Genomic DNA, 19662 nt, shown 5'->3' with positions numbered 1-19662 from the left:
CGCTGGGGGTACCTCCCACGCCCTTAAGGCAGTGGGGGAGCAACGGCGACGAACCCCCACGGCGGGAAAGCCAAAAACGGGGCAGAGGCAAAGCGCAGCGGAACCCACGGCGGGACAGCCGAAAACAGATTCCCCGCCCACATGGACCCCCAGCCCAGCGCAGCGTCTAGGCTTACCGGCTGTGACCTCCCTCCGCCTCCCGCTCTTCCCGTTGAACTCGGTGCTGTTCCCGGGGCTCGTGCTCCCGCTGAACGTCTTCGAGGCGCGGTACCGGGCGATGATGCGCGATCTGAGCGCGGTGTCCGAGGACGACCGCCGCTTCGCCGTGATCGCGATCCGGGACGGCCGCGAGGTCGCCGCCACCGCGCAGGGCATGCCGGACGCCACGCTGCCGGCGGCGGACGGCCCCGCGGCGGGCTTCGGCGACGACCCGATACAGGCGTTCCACACCGTGGGCTGCATCGCCGACGCGGCGACCATCCGGGAGAAGTCGTCCGACGACGACACCGGCTACGAGATCCTCGCCACCGGCACCACCCGCTTCCGGCTGCTGTCGGTGGACGCCTCGGGGCCGTATCTGACCGGTGAGCTGGAGGAGCTGGAGGACCGCGACGGGGAGGGCGCGGGCGCGCTCGCCTCGGGCGTCGTGCGGGCGTTCCGTACGTATCAGAAGCGGCTGGCCTGGGCGAACGAGCGGACCCTGTCGAGCGGGCAGGACCTGCCGGCCGACCCGTCGGTGCTGTCGTACCTGGTGGCCGCCGCGGCCGTGCTGGACGTACCCGCCAAGCAGCGGCTGCTGGAGGCGCCGGACACCGCGTCCCGGCTGGGGCAGGAGCTGAAACTGCTTCGCCAGGAGTCGGCGCTGCTCGGTAAGCTCCCGTCGCTGCCGGCGGTGGACCTGACCCGGCAGCCGACCAGCCCCAACTGACCGACCGGCCCCATCCGGACGACGTGTCCGGTGCCCCGGCCCGACCCCACGCGAGGCACGAAGACGGTGGCGAAGAAGTCCAGGAAGTCCGTCGGCACCCCGGCCACGGCCGCCCTCACCGCGGCGGGCGTCGCGTTCACCACGCACTCCTACGCGCACGACCCGGCCGCCGCGTCGTACGGCGAGGAGGCCGCCGAGGCCCTCGGTGTCGCGCCCGACCAGGTGTTCAAGACGCTGCTGGCGGATGTCGACGGCACCCTGACGGTCGCCGTGGTCCCGGTGTCGGGGTCGTTGGACCTCAAGGCGCTGGCGGCCGCGGTGGGCGGCAAGCGGGCGACGATGGCGGACCCGGCGGCGGCCGAGCGCAGCACGGGCTACGTCCTGGGCGGGATCTCGCCGCTTGGGCAGCGCAAGCGGCTGCGCACGGTCGTGGACGCCTCGGCCGAGGGCCGGCCGACGGTCTGTGTGTCGGCGGGGCGGCGCGGCCTGGAGGTCGAGCTGTCGCCCGGGGACCTGGTGGCGCTCACGGGGGCGCACCTCGCGCCGATCGCCCGCGGCTGAGACGTGCCGCGGGGCGGCCGGCGGACCGGCCGCCCCGGAGGTCAGTGCGCTTCGGGCGGCTGCGGCAGGTGCTCGTCCCCGGGCCAGTGCGGGGCGTCCGGTTCCGGGTCGCGCGGGCCGAACAGTCCGGTCAGCGCGAGCTGGGTGAGCATCCCGGCGATCGGCCAGGCCAGCAGGGCGCCCTTGGCCTGCAGCCGCAGCGGGCCGTTGAAGGTCACGCCGGGGCCGACCTGCTTGGCGTGCGCGGCCACGTCCGGGGTGGGGCCCAGCCACATGCCCGTCACCCAGCCCAGCACCGCGCCGAGCAGTCCGCCCACGACCAGCGCCACGACCAGCGGGATCCCGCCGCGCCTGCGGAAGAGGAAGACCGCGGCGGCGGTGAGGGCCCCGAAGGCGAGGGACAGCAGGACGAAGGTGCCGTCCGCGCCGATCGCCTCCTCGCCCTCGGTGTTCTTGAGGTAGACGTTGCGGGTGTCCGCGATCAGCGGGGTGTGCGGTGCGAGCCAGTTCCACAGCACGCCGAGCAGGACGCCGCTCACCGCGACCACGAGCGCGATCAGTGCGCCTTCGCGCAGCTCACGGGCCAGTTCGGGGCCGACCGGGCCGCCGTGGTCGGCGGCGGGCGCGGCCGCGGGGTGCCGCGGCTCGTCGGGCGGTTGGTTGTCGGGGGGCGTCAGCGGTGCGGTCACCCCGTCATCGTGCCAGGTGGGGCCGGTGGGACCGGAAGCAGGACGGCCGTTCGGCGGGGTGGCGCCGGTCATCGGGCCGCCGCCCGGCGGTACGCCCAGGTGGCGACGGCCAGCGAGAGCACGCCGACGGCCGCGCACACGCCCAGGTCCGCGCCGACCGCGATCCAGTCGGGATGCGGGTCGAAGCTGCGGGCCAGCGCCTCCACTCCGTAGGTCGAGGGCAGCAGGTCGCGGGCCCAGCCGATCACCTCGGGCATCCTCCCGGCCGGCAGCACGCCCAGCAGCAGCGCCGCCGACATCCCCAACTGGCCGCAGAGCGTGGCGAGTTCGGGCCGGGGGGCGAGCAGGCCGAGGGCCGCGCCGAGACCGGCCAGCGCCGCCCCGGCGAGCGGGAGCACGGCGGCCAGCACCCACAGGTGCGTCATCGGCAGCTGGAAGAGCACACAGCCGGTGACCGCGGTGACCACCGTCCCCGGCACGGTGAACGAGGCGTACGCGGCGGCGGCGCCGAGCACCACCGCGGCCGGCGGCACCGGCAGCGTGGCGTAGTGGTCGAGCCCGCCGCCGGCCCGCAGCTGGCCGAAGTACTGGGCGAGGAGGTTGAGCGCCACGAACGCGACGACCAGCACGCTGGAGCCGGACACCACGGCACGGGCCGGGTCGCCGCCGTCGACCACCCCGCGCAGCAGGACCATGATCCCGATGGACTGGAAGGTGGCGACGAACAGCAGCGGGATCCGTGCGACCCGGGCCCGGGAGAGCTGGGCGCGGTAGACGGCGCCCAGCGCGGGCACCAGGCGGGCGCGCGGCGCCAGCGGAGCGGCCTCCTCGGTGCGCGCGCCCGTGTCCGGGACCGCCCCGGCCACCGCCTGCGCGGGAACCACACTCACCCTGCCACCCAGCCTTCCTCGCCGCCCCCGCGGTACTCCATACGTCCGCCGTGCCCGTCCCCGTTCACGCCCGTCACGCCTTGACCAGCCCCTCCGCACGGCCCCCCAGGGCCAGGTAGACGTCCTCCAGGCTGGGCGTGGCCAGCGTGAAGTCGTCCAGGGCGGCGAAGGCGGGGCCCGCGGTGACCGCGGCGACGGCGGACCGGGCCCGGTCGGCGGGCAGGCGCAGGGTCCAGCGGCGCCCCGAGGTGTGCGCGGCGGCTTCCAGGGCGGCGACCTCGGGCACCTCCAGCGGCGGGCGGTCGCGCCACACCAGCTCCAGCCGGACCTCCTCGCTCACCATTTCCTTCAGCCCGCCGGGCGTGTCGCAGGCGATGACCCGGCCCCGGTCGATCACCGCGACCCGGTCGAGCACGCTCTCGGCCTCCAGGACGTTGTGGGTCACCAGCACCACCGTGGCGCCGCGCTCGGCCCGGCGCCGGTCCACCGCGGCCCACACGGCGCGCCGGGCGACCGGGTCCATCCCGGTGGTCGGCTCGTCCAGTACCAGCAGCGGCCGCTCACCGATCAGCGCGGTGGCCAGGCAGGCCAGCCGCCGCTGCCCGCCGGACAGCTTGTTCAGGGCCCGTCCGGTGAGGGCGTCGAGGCCCAGCTCGTCGATCACCGCGTCGCGCTCGGCGCGCGCCTCGCGGGCGCCCAGGCCGCGCAGCCGGCCGGTGGTCTCCACGGCCAGCGCGACGGTCATCTCGTCCAGGGCGGTGGACTCCTGCCCCAGGTAGCCCAGCAGGCGGGCGGCCCGCTCGGGGTGGCGCACCAGGTCGTGGCCCAGGACGGAGATGCTGCCGGAGTCCGGGCGCAGCAGCCCGGTCAGCTGGCGGACCAGGGTGGACTTGCCGGCCCCGTTGGGTCCGAGCAGCCCGAAGATCTCGCCGCGGCGCACGTCCAGGGTGATCCCGTCGTTGGCGCGTACGGCGGACGGCCGTGCCGCCCCGCGGCGCCCGCGCATCGCGGGGTACGTCTTGACCAGGTCCCGCACGGCGCACACCGGCACCCCGCGCTCCACCTGTTTTGCGCCCGTCCTCACGAGCTATGAGGGTACGCGTCCCCGGGCCGCCTCCGGGCCGCGGGGCTCCGGCGGGCGGGCCGGGGCGGGGTGCCGCCGGGCCGGTCAGTCCCCGGCCGGGGCGTGCTCGGCGGCCGTGCGCAGGTCCACCTCGCGCCAGAATCCGGCCCGGATCGCGTAGCGGTCGTGCTCGTCGATCTGGTCGTCCTTGTGGGCCAGCAGCCCGAACCGGGCGGCGTAGCGCAGCAGTTCACCGTCGATGCGGTGCGGGATGCGCGGGTACTCCGTGGACAGCTGCTGGAGGTGGGTGGTGTCGGAGAGCCGGTCGGTCCAGCGGCGGGCGAAGACCTGGCCGACTTCGAAGGGGTCCCCGCTGACGGCGGTGATGTCCTCCTCGCGGTCGGCCCAGCGCTGCTCGGCGCTGGTGAGCTGGGCGAGGGTGGGCAGGACCGCGGTCTCGGAGGGCTCGCCGACCGGGCCGCCGCGCTCGACCCAGCCCTTGTCGGACGACCAGCGCAGGGTGGCGCCGGCCGCCGGGGCCTGCGGGGCGGAGCCGCCGGTGGCGGCGGCCGCCTGGCCCGCGGCATGGGCCCGGCCGAGCCCGGCCAGGTCCTTGGGGGTGGGGACGCCCCGGGATCCCGCCGCGCCGGCGTCGTCCCCGGCGGCCGGCGCGCCCTGGGTGCCGGCCGGCGGCCGGGAGACGCCGCCCACGCCGTTGTGCTCGTGGGCGTGCTCGGCGGCTTCGGGGCCGGACGCGGCGGCGGCCGCGGCGGCGGCCGCGACCGCGGACTCGGGCAGCGGGGCGGAGAGGATCGCGGCGATCTCGGGGCGCGGCACCGGCGGTGGCGCGCAGGGGCCGCCGAGTTCCTTGGCGCGGACCGCGCGGGTGATCCAGGTCCGGTCCAGCACCCGCCGCTCGTCGGCCTCGGCGACCAGGTCCTCGGACTGGTTGTAGTCGCCGTCCGCGGCCTGGACTGCCCACAGGTGAACCGCGACGCCGTGCTCCTTCGCCGACATCAGGCCGGGCAGGAGGTCGCCGTCGCCGGTGACCAGGACGATGTCGGAGCAGGCGCGGTTACGGGCGAGTTCGGTCAGCTCGGCGTGCATCGCGGCGTCCACGCCCTTCTGCGCCCAGCGCCCGTCACTGCGGGTGAGAGCGCCCAGCCGGACGGTGACCCGGGGCATCACCCGCAGCCGGCGGTGTTCGGGCTGCGGGACGCGGTCGGGCGCGCCGTCGAACCAGTAGATCCGCAGCAGCGGCCGCTCGGTGTCCGCCTCGGCACGCTGGCGCAGGCCCTGGATGAGGGCGGCGTGATCCACCGTGATCCGGGAACGGGCGGGCTCTCCGGCGAGCAGGCTCGCCGCGGCACCGAGCAAATACCCGGCGTCCACCAGGACGACGCAGCGATCCACGATCCACCCTCTTCCCTGAGGTGCTGATGTCCGGTCGCCCCCCGGCTCGGCGCGTGGCACGAGTTCTCTTCGGCTGTGCGTCGAGTCTGCCCGACCCTACCGGGCGTTATCTGCCCGAACTCGATCATCGGCGTGGCGGATTCGGCGGGGATCGTGAGTACAGCGCGTGATCACGCGCTTCACACAGGGTAATTGCCCGAAATGCAGCGCTCTGTCCCGCGTGTAAGTCTGGTTCCGGCCCCGATCCCGGATTCCCCCTCAGGAGGCACGATCATGGCCAAGGACAAGAAGCAGGACCGCAGTCAGCAGCAGAAGACGGCATCCGCGGCCGAACGCGGCCAGCAGGAGGCCCAGAAGGCGAGCCTGGAAGCACAGTCCCAGTCGCGGTCGCAGGCGCAGGGCAGCCCGGCGGATGTTGCGCGTAAGCACCAGCGGCGCTTCGGTCACAACTGATCCACGCCGAACAGAGGTTGAGGGGCGCGTCCGCGGCGGACGCGCCCCTCGGGGCTGAAAGGGCCGGGCGCCGGCGGGTCAGCCCGCCAGGCAGGACGGGCCGAGCAGCACCTTCAGGTCGCCGAACAGCGACGGGTCGGGCGTGACCCGGTGCCGGTCCAGCCGTAGCACGGTCGTCTTGCGTGCGCCCTGGAGCTTGATCCGCACCTCGGTGGAGCCGCGGTGGCTGCTGAGCACCTCGCCGAGCTTCTCGACCATCGGCGGGGTGACCTTGACCGTCGGGATGGTGATCGTCACGGGGGCGTTGGTACCGGCCTCCGAGAGGTCGGGGACCATCATCTCCATGGCCACCAGCCGCGGGATGTCCTCCCGCTTGTCGAGGCGGCCCTTGACGAAGACCACGGTGTCCTCGACGAGTTGGGTGGACACCAGCTGGTAGGTCGCAGGGAAGAACATGCAGTCGATGGAGCCGGCCAGGTCCTCGACGGTGGCGATCGCCCAGGCGTTGCCCTGCTTGGTCATCTTGCGCTGCAGCCCGGAGATGATGCCGCCGATGGTGACGATCGAGCCGTCGGAGTAGTCGCCGCCGGTCAGCTGGGCGATGGCCGCGTCGGCCTTGTCGGAGAGCACGTGCTCCAGGCCGAAGAGCGGATGGTCGGAGACGTAGAGACCGAGCATCTCGCGCTCCTGGGCGAGGAGGTAGGTCTTGTCCCACTCGACGTCCGAGAACTCCACGTCCAGCCCGAAGCCGGGGCCCTCGGAAGCGCCGTCGCCGGCGTCGCCCATGCCGCCGAAGAGGTCGAACTGTCCCTCGGCCTCCTTGCGCTTGACCTGGACGACGTTGTCGATCATCGGTTCGTAGTGCGCCGTCAGGCCCTTGCGGGTGTGGCCCATCTCGTCGAAGGCGCCGGCCTTGATCAGTGATTCCGTGGTGCGCTTGTTGCAGACGACCGCGTCGACCTTGTCGAGGTAGTCGGGGAAGGAGGAGTACTTCCCCTTCGCCTTGCGGCAGCGGATGATCGAGTCGACGACGTTCTGGCCGACGTTGCGGACCGCGGTGAGGCCGAAGAGGATCACGTCGTCGCCCTGGGCGGCGAAGTTGGCCTCGGACTCGTTGACGTTCGGCGGCAGCACCTTGATGCCCATGCGCCGGCACTCGTTCAGATAGACCGCCGACTTGTCCTTGTCGTCGCGCACCGAGGTCAGCAGCGCGGACATGTACTCGGCCGGGTAGTTGGCCTTGAGGTAGGCGGTCCAGTAGGTGACCAGGCCGTACGCGGAGGAGTGCGCCTTGTTGAAGGCGTAGCCGGCGAACGGGACCAGGACATCCCACAGGGCCTGGATGGCCTGGTCGGAGAAGCCGTTCTTGCGGGCGCCCTCCTGGAAGAGCACGAAGTTCTTCGCCAGCTCCTCGGGCTTCTTCTTGCCCATGACGCGGCGGAGGATGTCGGCCTCGCCGAGGGAGTACCCGGCGATGATCTGGGCGGCCTTCTGCACCTGCTCCTGGTACACGATGAGGCCGTGGGTGAGGCCGAGGACCTCCTTGAGGGGCTCCTCCAGCTCCGGGTGGATCGGGGTGATCTCCTGGAGGCCGTTCTTGCGCAGCGCGTAGTTGGTGTGCGAGTCCATGCCCATGGGGCCGGGGCGGTACAGCGCCGAGACGGCGGAAATGTCCTCGAAGTTGTCGGGCTTCATCAGCCGCAGCAGCGAGCGCATCGGGCCGCCGTCGAACTGGAAGACGCCGAGCGTGTCACCGCGGCAGAGCATTTCGTAGGTCTTGGGGTCGTCCAGCGGGACGGTGAGCATCTCCAGCTCGACGCCCTTGTTCTTCCGCACCATCTTGACGGCGTCGTCCATGATGGTGAGGTTGCGCAGGCCCAGGAAGTCCATCTTGAGCAGGCCCAGCGACTCGCACTGGGGGTAGTCCCACTGTGTGATGGTGACGTTGTCGGTGTGCCGCACCCAGACCGGGGCGTGATCGACGATCGGCTCGCTGGACATGATCACGCCGGCGGCGTGCACACCCATCTGCCGGACCAGGCCCTCGACACCCTTGGCGGTGTCGATGACCTTCTTCACGTCCGGTTCGTTCTCGTACATCCCCCGGATCTCGCCCGCCTCGCTGTAGCGCGGGTGCTTGGGGTCGGTGATGCCGCTGAGGTCGATGCCCTTGCCGAGGACGTCGGCGGGCATGGCCTTGGTGAGGCGGTCGCCCATCGCGTACGGGTAGCCCAGGACGCGCGCGGCGTCCTTGATGGCGTTCTTGGCCTTGATCTTGCCGTAGGTGCCGATCATGGCGACCTTGTCGGCTCCGTACTTCTCCGTGACGTACCGGATGACCTCGACGCGCCTGCGCTCGTCGAAGTCGATGTCGACATCGGGCATGGAGACGCGCTCGGGGTTGAGGAACCGCTCGAAGATCAGTCCGTGGGTGATCGGGTCGAGGTCGGTGATGCCCATCGCGTACGCCACGATCGAGCCGGCCGCGGAGCCACGGCCGGGGCCGACCGCGATGCCGTTGTTCTTGGCCCACATGATGAAGTCCGCGACGACGAGGAAGTAGCCGGGGAACCCCATCTGGATGATGATGTCCATCTCGTACTCGGCCTGCTTCTGCCGGTCCTCGGGGACCCCGTCCGGGAAGCGGCGCTGCATGCCGGCCCGGACCTCCTCCTGGAACCAGGTGACCTCGGTGAAGCCCTCCGGGATGTCGAACTTCGGCATCAGGTCGCGCTTCTCGAACATCCCGCTGGTGTCGATCTGCTCGGCCACCAGGAAGGTGTTGGCGCAGCCCTGCTGCCAGGCGTCCGAGGAGTCGATGGCGTACATCTCGTCGGTGGACTTGAGGTAGTAGCCGGTGCCGTCGAAGCGGAAGCGGTCCGGGTCGGAGAGGTTCTTGCCGGTCTGGATGCACAGCAGGGCGTCGTGCGCCGTGGACTCGTGGGCGTAGGTGTAGTGCGAGTCGTTGGTGACCAGCGGCGGGATGCCGAGCTTCTTGCCGATCTCCAGCAGTCCGTCGCGGACCCGGCGTTCGATCTCGATGCCGTGGTCCATCAGCTCCAGGAAGTACCGGTCCTTGCCGAAGATGTCCTGGTACTCGGAGGCGGACTTCAGCGCCTCGTCGAACTGGCCGAGCCGCAGCCGGGTCTGCAGCTCGCCCGAGGGGCAGCCGGTGGAGGCGATCAGGCCCTCGGACCACTGGGCGATGGTCTCCTTGTCCATCCGCGGCCACTTCTGCAGCCAGCCCTCGGCGTAGGCGTCCGAGGACAGCCGGAAGAGGTTGTGCAGACCGGTCTTGTCCGCCGCCCAGATCGTCTTGTGGGTGTAACCACCCGAACCCGAGACGTCGTCGCGCTTCTGGTGCGGCTGGCCCCACTGGACCTTGCGCTTGTTGCGCCGCGACTCGGGCGCCACGTACGCCTCGATGCCGATGATCGGCGTCACCCCGGCCTTCTGCGCGGAGTGGAAGAAGTCGTAGGCGCCGTGGAGGTTGCCGTGGTCGGACATGGCGATATGCGTCATGTCCATCTCGTTGCACGCCTTGAACATGTCCGACAGCCGCGCCGCACCGTCCAGCAGGGAGTACTGGGTGTGGACATGCAGGTGCGTGAAGGGGGGCCTGGACGAGGCTGCCACGGCGGAGGACCTCCAGAGGTACGGAGCGGCGCAGAGCGCCTCGGCGGGGGGCGGCGGTCGGACCACGCGGGGACGGCCGGCGACGGATGGATGACGGTCTCGAAGTCTACGACTCCTGACTGACAACCGGCGGGCACCGACGAGTAGCCTCGCGCGTTGTCAGTGGCAGATCCGCGACGGGCTCCGCCACGGTTCCCCGTACCCCTTCCGCACCCTCAGGAGGCACCCAGCGATGCCGTCCCAGCACGCCCCGGCGCAGGACGCCGAGCAGCGCGGCGAGGAGATCCTCGCCGTCTTCGACACCGCCTTCGGGGAGCTGCTCGCCGCCGACCCCGCGGCCTTCCGTGTGAAGTTCCGGAAGATGGCCGCCTCCGCCTTCGCCTTCTACCGGGGCACGGCCTGTCTGTTCTACCGGGACCTGGACGCCGCCCAGGAGGACGGCGGCAGGGACAGCGGCCCGTATCTGGACGAACGGACCGGCCGGGTGTGGATCCACGGCGATCTGCACGCCGAGAACTTCGGCACCTACATGGACTCCACGGGCCGGCTGATCTTCAACGTCAACGACTTCGACGAGGCGTACGTCGGGCCCTTCACCTGGGACCTCAAGCGGTTCGCCGCCTCGGTGGCGCTGATCGGCTACGCCAAGGCGCTCAGCGACAAGCAGATCACCGACCTGGTGCGCACCTACGCCGCCGCCTACCGGGAGCGCATCCACGCCCTCGCCTCGGGAACCAAGAGCTCCGACCGGGACGAGCTGCCGCCCTTCACGCTCGACACCGCGGAGGGGCCGCTGCTGGGCGCGCTGCGCGACGCCCGCTCGCTGACCCGGTTCGGGCTGCTGGACTCCATGACGGAGATCCGCGACTTCGAGCGGCGGTTCGCGCCGGGCGGCGGCAGCGTCGAGCTGGACGCGGCGACCCGCTACAAGGTCCTCGCCGCCTTCGACGGCTATCTGGAGACGCTGCCGGAGTCGAGCCTGGACCGCCCGGACTCCTACCGCGTCAAGGACGTGGTGGGCCGCCGCGGCATCGGCATCGGCTCGGCCGGCCTGCCCTCGTACAACATCCTGCTGGAGGGCAACAGCGACGCCCTGGAGAACGACGTCGTGATCTACATGAAGCAGGCCCAGACCCCGGCCGTCTCGCGGCACATCACCGACCCCGCGGTCCGCGGCTACTTCCAGCACGAGGGCCACCGCACGGTGATCTCGCAGCGCGCCCTGCAGGACCACGCCGACCCGTGGCTGGGCTGGACCGAACTCGACGGGGCCGGCCAGCTGGTCGCCGAGATCTCGCCGTACGCCGTCGACCTGGACTGGTCGGACATCGACGACCCGGAGGAGATCGCCGCCGTCGTCGCCGACCTGGGCCGGGCCACCGCGACCATGCACGGCGCCGCGGACGACGAGAGCGGCCACTCGCTGGTGCCGTTCTCGACGGAGCGGGCCATCGACGCGGCCATCGCGGCCGACGAGGACGGCTTCGCGTCCCTCCTGGTGGACTTCGCGCACTCCTACGGCGCTCGCGCCCGCGCCGACCACCAGATCTTCGTGGACCTCTTCCGCAACGGCCGGATCCCGGGCCTGTAGGGGCGCCGGGACGGCTTCCGACGTGCGCCGTACGCACCGCGTGAAGCGGTGCGTACGGCTCCGGAACCCCTTAGCCGCCGCTTATCCCGCCGCATGGCACACTCGGCGGCAATGGACATCTCGGCGGCACACCTGCGGGCACTGCGCGCGGCGCTCTTCACGGCGCTGTGCGTGACGCTGTCCTCGGCGTCGCACGTGCTGCTGTCCCGTATGCCGCTGCCGCTGACCACCGTCGCCGGGATCGGTGCCGCCGTCTTCGCCCTCGCCTACGCGCTGGCCGGCCACGAGCGCGGCTTCTGGCGGATCGCGGCGCTGCTGGTCCCCCTGGAGCTCGCCGCCGACCTGGTCTTCAGCCTGGGACAGCACACCTGTTACGGGGAGGCCGGCGGCCCGGTCGCCGGCCCGCTGCGCTCGCTGGGCGTGGACCTGCTGTGCGGCGGCGACCCCGTCGGCTCACCGCTGGCACGGCTCTCCCACGAGGACCCGGCCCCGGTGGCCGCCTGGCTGGTGCTGCTCGTGGCGCATGTGTGCACCGCGCTGCTGGCGGCGGGCTGGCTGCGCCGCGGCGAGGCCGCGCTGGGCCGGCTGCTGGGCGCGGTGGCGGGCTTCGCCTTCCGCCCGCTGCTGATCGCCGTCGCGGTCGTCGCCGCCGCCACCGCACCCCGCCGCCCCGCGCCCGCACCCGGCCGGTCCGGGCGCCGGGCCCGCCCGCTCCCCCTGCTGGTGCACTGCGTCGTGCGCCGCGGGCCGCCCTGCGTGCTCGCCGCCTGAGCCCTCGGCCACGCGGCCGCGTACGCCCGCACCGCGCGCGTACGCCCTCCTCAGCACGCACCCGACGTCCCACGGACCTTTCACGGAGCAGGAACAGTCATGAGCAACCGCAACAACCAGGCCAACAAGCAGGCAGCCCGCGAGCGGCTGCGCGCCGAACGCGAGCGGCAGGCGAAGAAGGACCGGATCCGCCGGCAGCTGATCGTCGGCGGCGCCATCGTCGGCGTCCTGGCGATCGCCGGCGGCATCGGGGTGGCGGTCTCGAACATGGACAGCGGCAGCTCGGCCGGCAGCGGGGGCAGCGGCGACTGGGCGAAGGCCGCGAAGGCCCCGCTGGTCAAGCCGCAGAACACCAGCGGCAAGAACGGCACCACCGTCGTCGTCGGCAAGAAGGACGCCAAGAACACCCTGAACCTCTTCGAGGACCCGCGCTGCCCGGGCTGCGCCGCCTTCGAGCAGAACGTCGGGGCCACCGTCGAGAAGGACATCAAGGACGGCAAGTACAAGGCGTCCTACCACCTGGGCACGTTCCTGGACGCCAACCTCAAGGGCACCGGCTCCAAGGAGGCGCTGAGCGCGCTGGGCGCGGCCCTGAACGTCAGCCCGGACGCCTTCTTGAAGTACAAGTACGCGCTGTACTCCAAGGAGTTCCACCCGGACGAGACCGGCCCGGACAAGTTCGCCGACGACAGCTACCTGATCAAGGTCGCCGACACCGTCCCGGCGCTCAAGGGCAACGCGGCCTTCCAGAAGGCCGTCAAGTCCGGCACGTACGACCGGTGGGCGCTGGAGATGTCCGACGCCTTCAGCGCGGTCAAGGACGTCACCAGCACTCCGACGATCAAGCTCAATGACACGGTGCTGGGCACGGACAGCCCGCAGGGCAAGGTGGCGCCGTCCAGCCCCGCCGCCTTCAACTCCATGGTGGACAAGGCACTGAAGAAGTGATGCGGGCGGCCCGGCCACCGGCCGGGCCGCGTGCCGTCCCCGCGGCCGGCGTGCTCCGTGCACGCCGGCCGATGCCAAATCTTGACCCGGGCGCATGCCGTGCACATGGCAGACTCCCGCCCATGCAGGCGAGGGGAGGACGCCCCGGGACCCGGCCGGCGGCCGCGCCGGGGGTCCAGCTCAGGGCGGTGCGCGCGGCACTGTTCACCGTGCTGTGCACCACCCTGTCCGCGACCTCCCATGTCCTGCTCTCCCGCGTCCCGTTGCCGCCCGCTCCGGTCGCGGCCGTCTGCGCCGGCGTCTTCGCCGCGGCCTGGCTGCACCGTGGCGATGCCGCCCTCGACGCCGTGCTGCGCGCCGCCGCGGCCGGCGGCTTCCGCTCCCTGCGCACCGCGGCGGCGGAGCGCACCGCCGCCCCCGCCCCGCCCCGCCGGCGGATCCGCCCGCTGCACCCGCTGCCGCCGGCCCGCCCGCTCCCCCTCCTCGTGCACTGCGTACGGCGCCGCGGCCCGCCCCGCCCGGCCAGCGCCTGACCAGCACACCGAAAGCCGGCACGACCTCGAGGGGACCCCACCACCCATGAGCAACCGCAACCACCTGGCCAACAAGACCGCCGCCCGCGAACGCATCCGGGCCGAGCGGGAACGCCAGAAGAAGAAGGAGAGGGCGCGCCGCCAGCTGACCGTGGCCGGCGCGGTGGTCGGCATCCTGGCCGTGGCCGGCGGCATCGGCTACTTCGTGATGAAGGCCAACGAGCCCAAGGGCTGGGAGGCCGCCAAGGAGGCCGGTCTCGTCAAGCCCGCGCACACCCAGGGCAAGAACGGCACCGAGATCCTGATAGGCGACAAGAAGGCCAAGCAGACGCTGGAGGTCTTCGAGGACGTCCGCTGCCCGGCGTGCGCGGCCTTCGAGCAGAGCAGCGGCAAGGCCCTGGTCAAGGACATCGAGGACGGCCGGTACCGGGTCCGCTTCACCATGTACACCTTCATCGACGGGGCGGCCGGCGGCGAGGGCTCGAAGAACGCGCTGAGCGCGCTCGGCGCGGCGCTGAACGTCAGCCCGGAAGCCTTCTTGAAGTACAAGTCGGCGCTGTACTCCACGAAGTACCACCCCGACGAGCGCGAGGACCTCTACGCCAAGGACTCCGAGCTGCTCAAGGTCGCCGCCGAGGTGCCGGAGCTGAAGAACGACAGGGCGTTCGCCACGGCGGTCAAGAAGGGCACGTACGACCGCTGGGCGATGGAGATGACCGCGCTGTTCGGCCGCAAGGGCGTCCGGGGCACCCCCACGTTCATGCACGGCGACAAGAAGCTGGAGATGGCGCAGGTCCCGCAGCGGCAGATGACCCAGGCGCAGTACAACCAGCTGGCGCAGGCCAACTTCAAGAAGATGATCGACAACGAGTTCGGCCCGGCGAAGGGTGCGGCGGGCGGCGACCCGGGCAAGGGCGGCAGCGCGGGCGAAGGCGGCGCGAAGGGCATCCGCGAGGGCGAAAAGGACCCCTCGGGCACTCGCTGAGTGACTTTCGGACAACGGGCGGGCGAATTCCCGGAGTTACCCGGAATTCGCCCTCCCGGGTTCGCTTACCGGCCAGTAAGGTGATCGGCCGTGACCGATCATGACCAGATCTCGCGCCGCACTGCCGTCACGGCCGTAGCCGCCACCGCCGCACTCCTGCCGTTCGCCGGCGCCGCCACCGCGCACGCCCAAGGAGCCGGGGACCAGGGCTCCTTCTTCCAGCACGGGGTCGCCTCCGGGGACCCGCTCCCGGACGGCGTCCTGCTGTGGACCCGGGTCACGCCGACCGCGTCGGCGACCCCCGGCTCCGGCCGCGGCCCGGCCACCAAGGTGAGCTGGCAGGTGGCGAGCGACAAGGGCTTCGCGTCCGTCGTCGCACGGGGGACCCTGACCACCTCCGCCGCCAGTGACCACACCGTCAAGGCCGACGTCCGCGGCCTGCGCCCGGCCACCCACTACTACTACCGCTTCACCGTCGACGGGCAGCACTCCCCCGTCGGCCGGACCCGTACGGCCCCCGCCGCCGACGCCGCGGCGGGCAGCATCCGCTTCGGCGTGGTCTCCTGCTCCAACTGGGAGTCCGGCTACTTCTCGCCCTACCGGCACCTGGCCGCCCGTACCGAGCTGGACGCGGTGCTGCACGTCGGCGACTACCTCTACGAGTACAAGTCCGGCGAGTACCCGGACTTCAAGTACGTCGTCCGCCCGCACACCCCCGCCCACGAGCTGCTGACGCTCGCCGACTACCGCATCCGGCACGGCGTCCACAAGACCGACCCGGACGCGATGGCCATGCACGCCACGCACCCGGTCATCGCCATGTGGGACGACCACGAGTTCGCCGACAACGCCTGGAAGGGCGGCGCGGTGAACCACACCCCGGAAACCGAGGGCCCCTGGTCCGCGCGGATGGCCGCGGCGAAGCAGGCGTACTTCGAATGGATGCCGGTGCGCCCCTCGATCGCCGGCACCACCTACCGCAGGCTGCGCTTCGGCACCCTCGCCGACCTGCATCTGCTGGACCTGCGTTCGTTCCGTGACGCCCAGGCCAAGACGGGCAGCGGCGCGGTCGACGACCCCGACCGCACCATCACCGGACGGGCCCAGCTGGACTGGCTCAAGTCCGGGCTGGAGCGCTCGGACACCGCCTGGCGGCTGGTCGGCACCTCGGTGATGATCTCGCAGGTCGCCTTCGGCGCCGTCCCCGCGCATCTGCTCGGCCCGCTCGCCGAGATCCTCGGGATACCCAAGGAGGGCCTGGCGGTCAACACCGACCAGTGGGACGGCTACACCGACGACCGGCGCGAGCTGCTGAGCCACCTCAGCGACCGCGGCATCGACAACACCGTGTTCCTGACCGGCGACATCCACATGGCCTGGGCCAACGAGGTGCCGCTCAAGGCGGCGACCTACCCGGCCGACCACGCGGTGGCGACGGAGTTCGTGGTCACGTCCGTCACCTCCGACAACGTGGACGACTTCCTGCACGTCGCCCCGCACACGGTCTCCCTGGCCGGGGTCGCCGCCATCAAGGCCGCCAACCGGCACGTGAAGTGGCTGGACATGGACTCGCACGGCTACGGGGTCCTGGACATCGACGCCGAGCGGACCCAGATGGACTACTTCGGCATCTCCGACAAGACCGACCCGAACGCCACCAGCACCCTGCTGCGCTCCTACCGGACCCGCTCCGGCACCCAGCAGATGGAGCGCGCGGAGCAGCCGCTCGTCTAGGGAACGTCCCCCGGGCCCGGCCCGGCCCGCCGGCTCACAGCTCGGCGAGGAAGCCCAGCGCCACCTTCCAGGCGCTCTCGGCCGCCTCCGCGTCGTAGTCGGGCAGCTCGGGGTCGGTGAAGAGATGGCCGGCGCCGGCGTAGCGGAAGACCTCTACGTCCGCGCCGGCCCGGCGCATCCGGAGGTACCAGGCGTTCAGCCAGTCGTGCGGCTCGTACGGGTCGGGGTCGGCGACGTGCAACTGCACCGGCAGGTCGTCGGCGACGGCGTCCTCCGCGAGGTCCGAGGTGCCGTGCAGCAGGAGCAGCCCGCGGGTCTTCTCGTCGCCCAGCGCGAGGTTCTGGGCGACCGCGCCGCCGAAGGAGAAGCCCGCGTAGACCAGTCCGCGGTCGGAGTGGGGCGCCACGGCCGTGACGGCGCGCCTGAGCAGCTCCTCCCGGCCGATCTCGTCCTTGATCAGGATGCCGTCCGGGACCGAGTCGGCCGTCCGTCCGTCGAACAGGTCGGGGACGATCACCTCGTGCCCGGCGGCGCGCAGCCGGTCCGCCGCGGCGTGCACCGCGGGACGCAGCCCGCACACCGAATGGAACAGCACAATCGTCGGAAGTCCGCTGGTCGGGGACTCGGAGGCGGGCGGCACTGACATCACTTCCCTGGGGTCGGATCGATCTCGCCCCATCCTGCCAGTTACGGTCGCGGGGACCGGGTACCAGCACACCACGGCCCCTCGCACCCCATGGAGGAGGAAACTCGTGTCATTGGAGGACGTCCTGCGTCCGGTCGTCGTGATCGGCGGCGCGGTCCTGCTCGCGCTCGTCCTTGTCTGGCTCGCCGACCGGGCGCTGCGCCGGATCGACGCCGCCCACCCGGAGACCCCCTTGTGGGGGCTGCTGCGGCGCTGCCGGATACCGCTGCAAGTGGTGCTCTGCGCGGCCCTGTTGCGCGGCTCGTTCGAGCACACGGGACTGGAGTCCGTCGAAGAGCACAAGGCGGGCATCGGGCAGGCGCTGACCCTGGTCCTGATCGCGGCCACCGCCTGGCTGGTCGTGCGGGCCGCGGCGGCGATCGTCGAGTCCTCGTACTCGCGCTACGCGGCGGGCGCCAGGGACGCGGCGCGGGTGCGGCGGGTACGGACCCAGGTGACGCTGATCCAGCGGGTGGTGACGGCCGTGGTGATCGTCGTCGCGGCCGCCTCGATGCTGCTGACGTTCCCGGCGATGCGGGCGGTCGGCACGTCCATGCTGGCGTCGGCCGGGCTGCTGGGCATCGTCGCCGGTATCGCCGCCCAGTCCACCCTCGGCAACCTCTTCGCCGGGCTGCAGATCGCGTTCGGCGACATGGTGCGCATCGGGGACACCGTCGTCGTGGACGGCGAGTGGGGCACCGTCGAGGAGATCACCCTGACCTTCCTCACCGTGCGGACCTGGGACGAGCGCCGGATCACCATGCCGGTGTCGTACTTCACCGGCAAGCCGTTCGAGAACTGGTCGCGCGGCGGCGCCCAGATGACCGGCACGGCCTTCTTCCACCTCGACCACAGCGCGCCGGTGGAGAAGATGCGCCAGCGGCTGCTGGAGATCCTCCAGGAGTGCCCGGACTGGGACGGCCGGTCCTGGAGCCTGGTGGTCACCGACACCACACCGACCACGATCGTGGTGCGGGCGCTGGTGACCGCCCGGGACTCGGACGCCCTGTGGACGGTGCGCTGCGAGGTCCGCGAGCGGCTGCTGGAGTGGCTGCAGGCCGAGCACTCCTACGCGCTGCCGCGGATCGCCACGGCGCCGGCGCCGGGCACCTCCGCACCGGCCCTCGGCAAGGAGCCGGGCCCCCGGTCCCTGCCGGGCTGAGCCCCGCGCCCGGACCCTGCGGCGCTACGGTGCGCCCCGCAGGCTGCGCATGTCCAGGTGCCGCAGCACCCGGTCGACGATCTCCGGGTCCGCGCCCGGTTCGCTGCGCGCCGCCAGTACCTCGTGCCGGGCGGCGGAGAGCATCTCGCCCTGGATGCGCTGCACCTTCTTCATCCGGGTGATGCGCTTCTCGAACAGCTCCCGCCGCTCGTCGTCGACGATGTCCGGCGCGATCCGGGCCCCGATGTCGTGCGCCCGCCGCGCCAGCTGCTCGCTGACCTCGTCGGGCAGCTCCTCGACCTCCAGGATCTCCTTCAGCCGCCGCTTGGACGCCTTGATCACCCGGAGCGCCAGCTCCCGCTCCAGCGCGTCGACGGCGTCGGTGTCGGCCCGTACCCGCAGCCGGCGCACCAGCCAGGGCAGCGTCAGGCCCTGGACCAGGAGGGTGCTGAGCACCACGGCGAAGGCGATGAAGAGGATGTCGTCGCGGACCGGGAAGTCGTCCCCGCCGTCGACGCTGTACGGAATGGCCAGCGCCAGCGCCACCGAGGCCACCCCGCGCATCCCCGACCACCACATGATGAGCGTCTCCCGCCAGCTCATCGGGATCTCCTCGTCGTAGTCGCGGCGCTTGTGCATCCGCTTGGCCAGCCAGGCGGCGGGCAGCAGCCACAGCAGCCGGACGCCGACCACCACCCCGACGACGGCGGCGCCGGCGCCGAGCAGCTGGCCCCAGCGGTGGGAGGCCGCCCCGAAGATGTTGTGCAGCTCCAGGCCGATCAGCCCGAAGGCGACCCCGGTGACGAGGGTGTCGACGACCTCCCAGAAGGTGTAGCCGGCCAGCCGCCCCATCACGTCGTCCGGGTCGACCGCGTACTCGGCCAGGAACAGCGCGCAGGTCAGCACCGCGAGCACACCGGACCCGCGGAAGTCCTCGGCCAGGACGTAGGCGACGAACGGCACCAGCAGCGTCAGGCCGATCTGCAGCGTCGGGTCGCCGAGCAGCCCCATCAGCTTGTTGGTGACCCAGCCGAGCCCCAGGCCGACCGCTATGGCGACGCCCGCGGAGAGCACCAGCGAGCCGATCGCGCCGGGCACCGAGAAGGTGCCGGTCACCGCCGCGGTGAGCGCGACGTGATACAGCACGATGGCGGTGACGTCGTTGAACAACCCCTCGCCCTCCAGGATGGAGACCAGCCGGCGGGGCAGCCCGAGCTTGCCGGCGACGGCGGTCGCGGCCACCGGGTCCGGCGGGGCGACCAGCGCCCCGAGCACCACCGCGGCGGCCACCGGCATCCCCGGCACCACCGCCTGGGCGACGGCGGCGACCGCGGCGGTGGTGGCGAAGACCAGGGCCACGGCGAGCAGGAAGATCGGCCGCAGGTTGGCGGTGAACTGCCGCCAGGACGTGCGCTGCACCGCCGCGTAGAGCAGCGGCGGCAGCACCACCGGCAGGATGAACTCGGGCGGCACCTCGACGTTCGGCACGAACGGCAGCAGGGCCAGGACGGCGCCGGCGAGGGTCATCAGCACCGGTGACGGGAGCCCCAGCCGGTCGCCGACCGGGACCATGACGACGGCCCCGAGCAACAGGACGAAGATCAGAGCGAGCTGGTCCAC

At 72.1% G+C, this 19662-nt stretch carries 17 protein-coding genes; 10 read left to right on the top strand and 7 right to left on the bottom strand.

The features are described from left to right. Window positions 1–181: 181 nt before the first annotated feature. Both K7396_RS26910 and ybaK read left to right on the top strand, forming a co-directional pair. Entirely contained in the window at window positions 182–928 is a 747-nt protein-coding gene (locus tag K7396_RS26910; protein ID WP_086717130.1) for an LON peptidase substrate-binding domain-containing protein, read from the top strand. A 66-nt stretch (window positions 929–994) separates the two neighbouring features. Beyond that, window positions 995–1489 carry a Cys-tRNA(Pro) deacylase gene (gene ybaK / locus K7396_RS26905; RefSeq protein WP_086717131.1) on the top strand — a complete coding sequence of 165 codons (495 nt, stop codon included), beginning with the start codon at window positions 995–997 and terminating at the stop codon, window positions 1487–1489. A gap of 41 nt (window positions 1490–1530) precedes the next feature. Here ybaK and K7396_RS26900 read toward each other — a convergent pair whose 3' ends face one another. From K7396_RS26900 to K7396_RS26885, 4 genes are all read right to left on the bottom strand, one after another. Continuing rightward, window positions 1531–2178 carry an ABC transporter permease gene (locus tag K7396_RS26900; RefSeq protein WP_174887038.1) on the bottom strand — a complete coding sequence of 216 codons (648 nt, stop codon included), beginning with the start codon at window positions 2176–2178 and terminating at the stop codon, window positions 1531–1533. A gap of 68 nt (window positions 2179–2246) precedes the next feature. Continuing rightward, entirely contained in the window at window positions 2247–3068 is an 822-nt protein-coding gene (locus K7396_RS26895) for an ABC transporter permease (RefSeq protein WP_107421164.1), read from the bottom strand. A 73-nt stretch (window positions 3069–3141) separates the two neighbouring features. After that, window positions 3142–4074 carry an ABC transporter ATP-binding protein gene (locus tag K7396_RS26890; protein WP_223660425.1) on the bottom strand — a complete coding sequence of 311 codons (933 nt, stop codon included), beginning with the start codon at window positions 4072–4074 and terminating at the stop codon, window positions 3142–3144. Window positions 4075–4236: 162 nt separating this feature from the next. Next, the gene (locus K7396_RS26885) at window positions 4237–5544 is read right to left on the bottom strand and encodes an NYN domain-containing protein (protein ID WP_086717134.1); all 1308 of its coding nucleotides are present in this window, start codon (window positions 5542–5544) and stop codon (window positions 4237–4239) included. A 273-nt stretch (window positions 5545–5817) separates the two neighbouring features. On the opposite strand from K7396_RS26885, the gene K7396_RS26880 reads away from it, so the two are divergent. Beyond that, window positions 5818–5997, top strand: coding sequence for a hypothetical protein (locus K7396_RS26880; RefSeq protein WP_030085912.1), 180 nt, complete (start codon window positions 5818–5820; stop codon window positions 5995–5997). A 78-nt stretch (window positions 5998–6075) separates the two neighbouring features. On the opposite strand, the gene dnaE is transcribed toward K7396_RS26880, so the two are convergent. Next, window positions 6076–9633 (bottom strand): DNA polymerase III subunit alpha, encoded by a 3558-nt coding sequence (gene dnaE / locus K7396_RS26875; RefSeq protein ID WP_086717135.1) that lies wholly within the window; start codon window positions 9631–9633, stop codon window positions 6076–6078. 232 nt (window positions 9634–9865) lie between these two features. Here dnaE and K7396_RS26870 point away from each other — a divergent pair, with 232 nt between their 5' ends. The 6 genes from K7396_RS26870 to K7396_RS26845 all read left to right on the top strand — a co-directional run bounded on the left by K7396_RS26870 (window position 9866) and on the right by K7396_RS26845 (window position 16195). Further along, on the top strand, window positions 9866–11224 hold the full coding sequence (locus K7396_RS26870; protein WP_086717136.1) for a DUF2252 domain-containing protein: 1359 nt from the start codon (window positions 9866–9868) through the stop codon (window positions 11222–11224). Window positions 11225–11335: 111 nt separating this feature from the next. Continuing rightward, on the top strand, window positions 11336–11995 hold the full coding sequence (locus tag K7396_RS26865; RefSeq protein WP_152105246.1) for a hypothetical protein: 660 nt from the start codon (window positions 11336–11338) through the stop codon (window positions 11993–11995). Window positions 11996–12094: 99 nt separating this feature from the next. Then, on the top strand, window positions 12095–12943 hold the full coding sequence (locus K7396_RS26860) for a thioredoxin domain-containing protein (RefSeq protein WP_086721154.1): 849 nt from the start codon (window positions 12095–12097) through the stop codon (window positions 12941–12943). A 122-nt stretch (window positions 12944–13065) separates the two neighbouring features. Continuing rightward, window positions 13066–13476, top strand: a complete 411-nt coding sequence (locus K7396_RS26855; protein ID WP_152105245.1) for a hypothetical protein — start codon at window positions 13066–13068, stop codon at window positions 13474–13476. Between the two features lie 46 nt (window positions 13477–13522). Then, on the top strand, window positions 13523–14461 hold the full coding sequence (locus K7396_RS26850) for a thioredoxin domain-containing protein (RefSeq protein ID WP_086719982.1): 939 nt from the start codon (window positions 13523–13525) through the stop codon (window positions 14459–14461). Between the two features lie 90 nt (window positions 14462–14551). Continuing rightward, on the top strand, window positions 14552–16195 hold the full coding sequence (locus K7396_RS26845; RefSeq protein ID WP_086719983.1) for an alkaline phosphatase D family protein: 1644 nt from the start codon (window positions 14552–14554) through the stop codon (window positions 16193–16195). A gap of 34 nt (window positions 16196–16229) precedes the next feature. On the opposite strand, the gene K7396_RS26840 is transcribed toward K7396_RS26845, so the two are convergent. Further along, on the bottom strand, window positions 16230–16841 hold the full coding sequence (locus K7396_RS26840) for a dienelactone hydrolase family protein (protein ID WP_174887037.1): 612 nt from the start codon (window positions 16839–16841) through the stop codon (window positions 16230–16232). Between the two features lie 112 nt (window positions 16842–16953). Between K7396_RS26840 and K7396_RS26835 the strand changes: the two genes are divergently transcribed. Continuing rightward, complete coding sequence (locus tag K7396_RS26835) at window positions 16954–18042, top strand: mechanosensitive ion channel family protein (protein ID WP_086719987.1); 1089 nt, start codon at window positions 16954–16956, stop codon at window positions 18040–18042. A 24-nt stretch (window positions 18043–18066) separates the two neighbouring features. Here the strand turns inward: K7396_RS26835 and K7396_RS26830 are convergent, their stop codons facing one another. After that, window positions 18067–19662 carry a Na+/H+ antiporter gene (locus tag K7396_RS26830; RefSeq protein WP_086719990.1) on the bottom strand — a complete coding sequence of 532 codons (1596 nt, stop codon included), beginning with the start codon at window positions 19660–19662 and terminating at the stop codon, window positions 18067–18069.

The organism is Streptomyces angustmyceticus, assembly GCF_019933235.1.
GTDB lineage: Bacteria > Actinomycetota > Actinomycetes > Streptomycetales > Streptomycetaceae > Streptomyces > Streptomyces angustmyceticus.
Note: the sequence above shows the minus strand (reverse complement) of the source record. Positions and strands in the feature narration are given on the sequence as shown.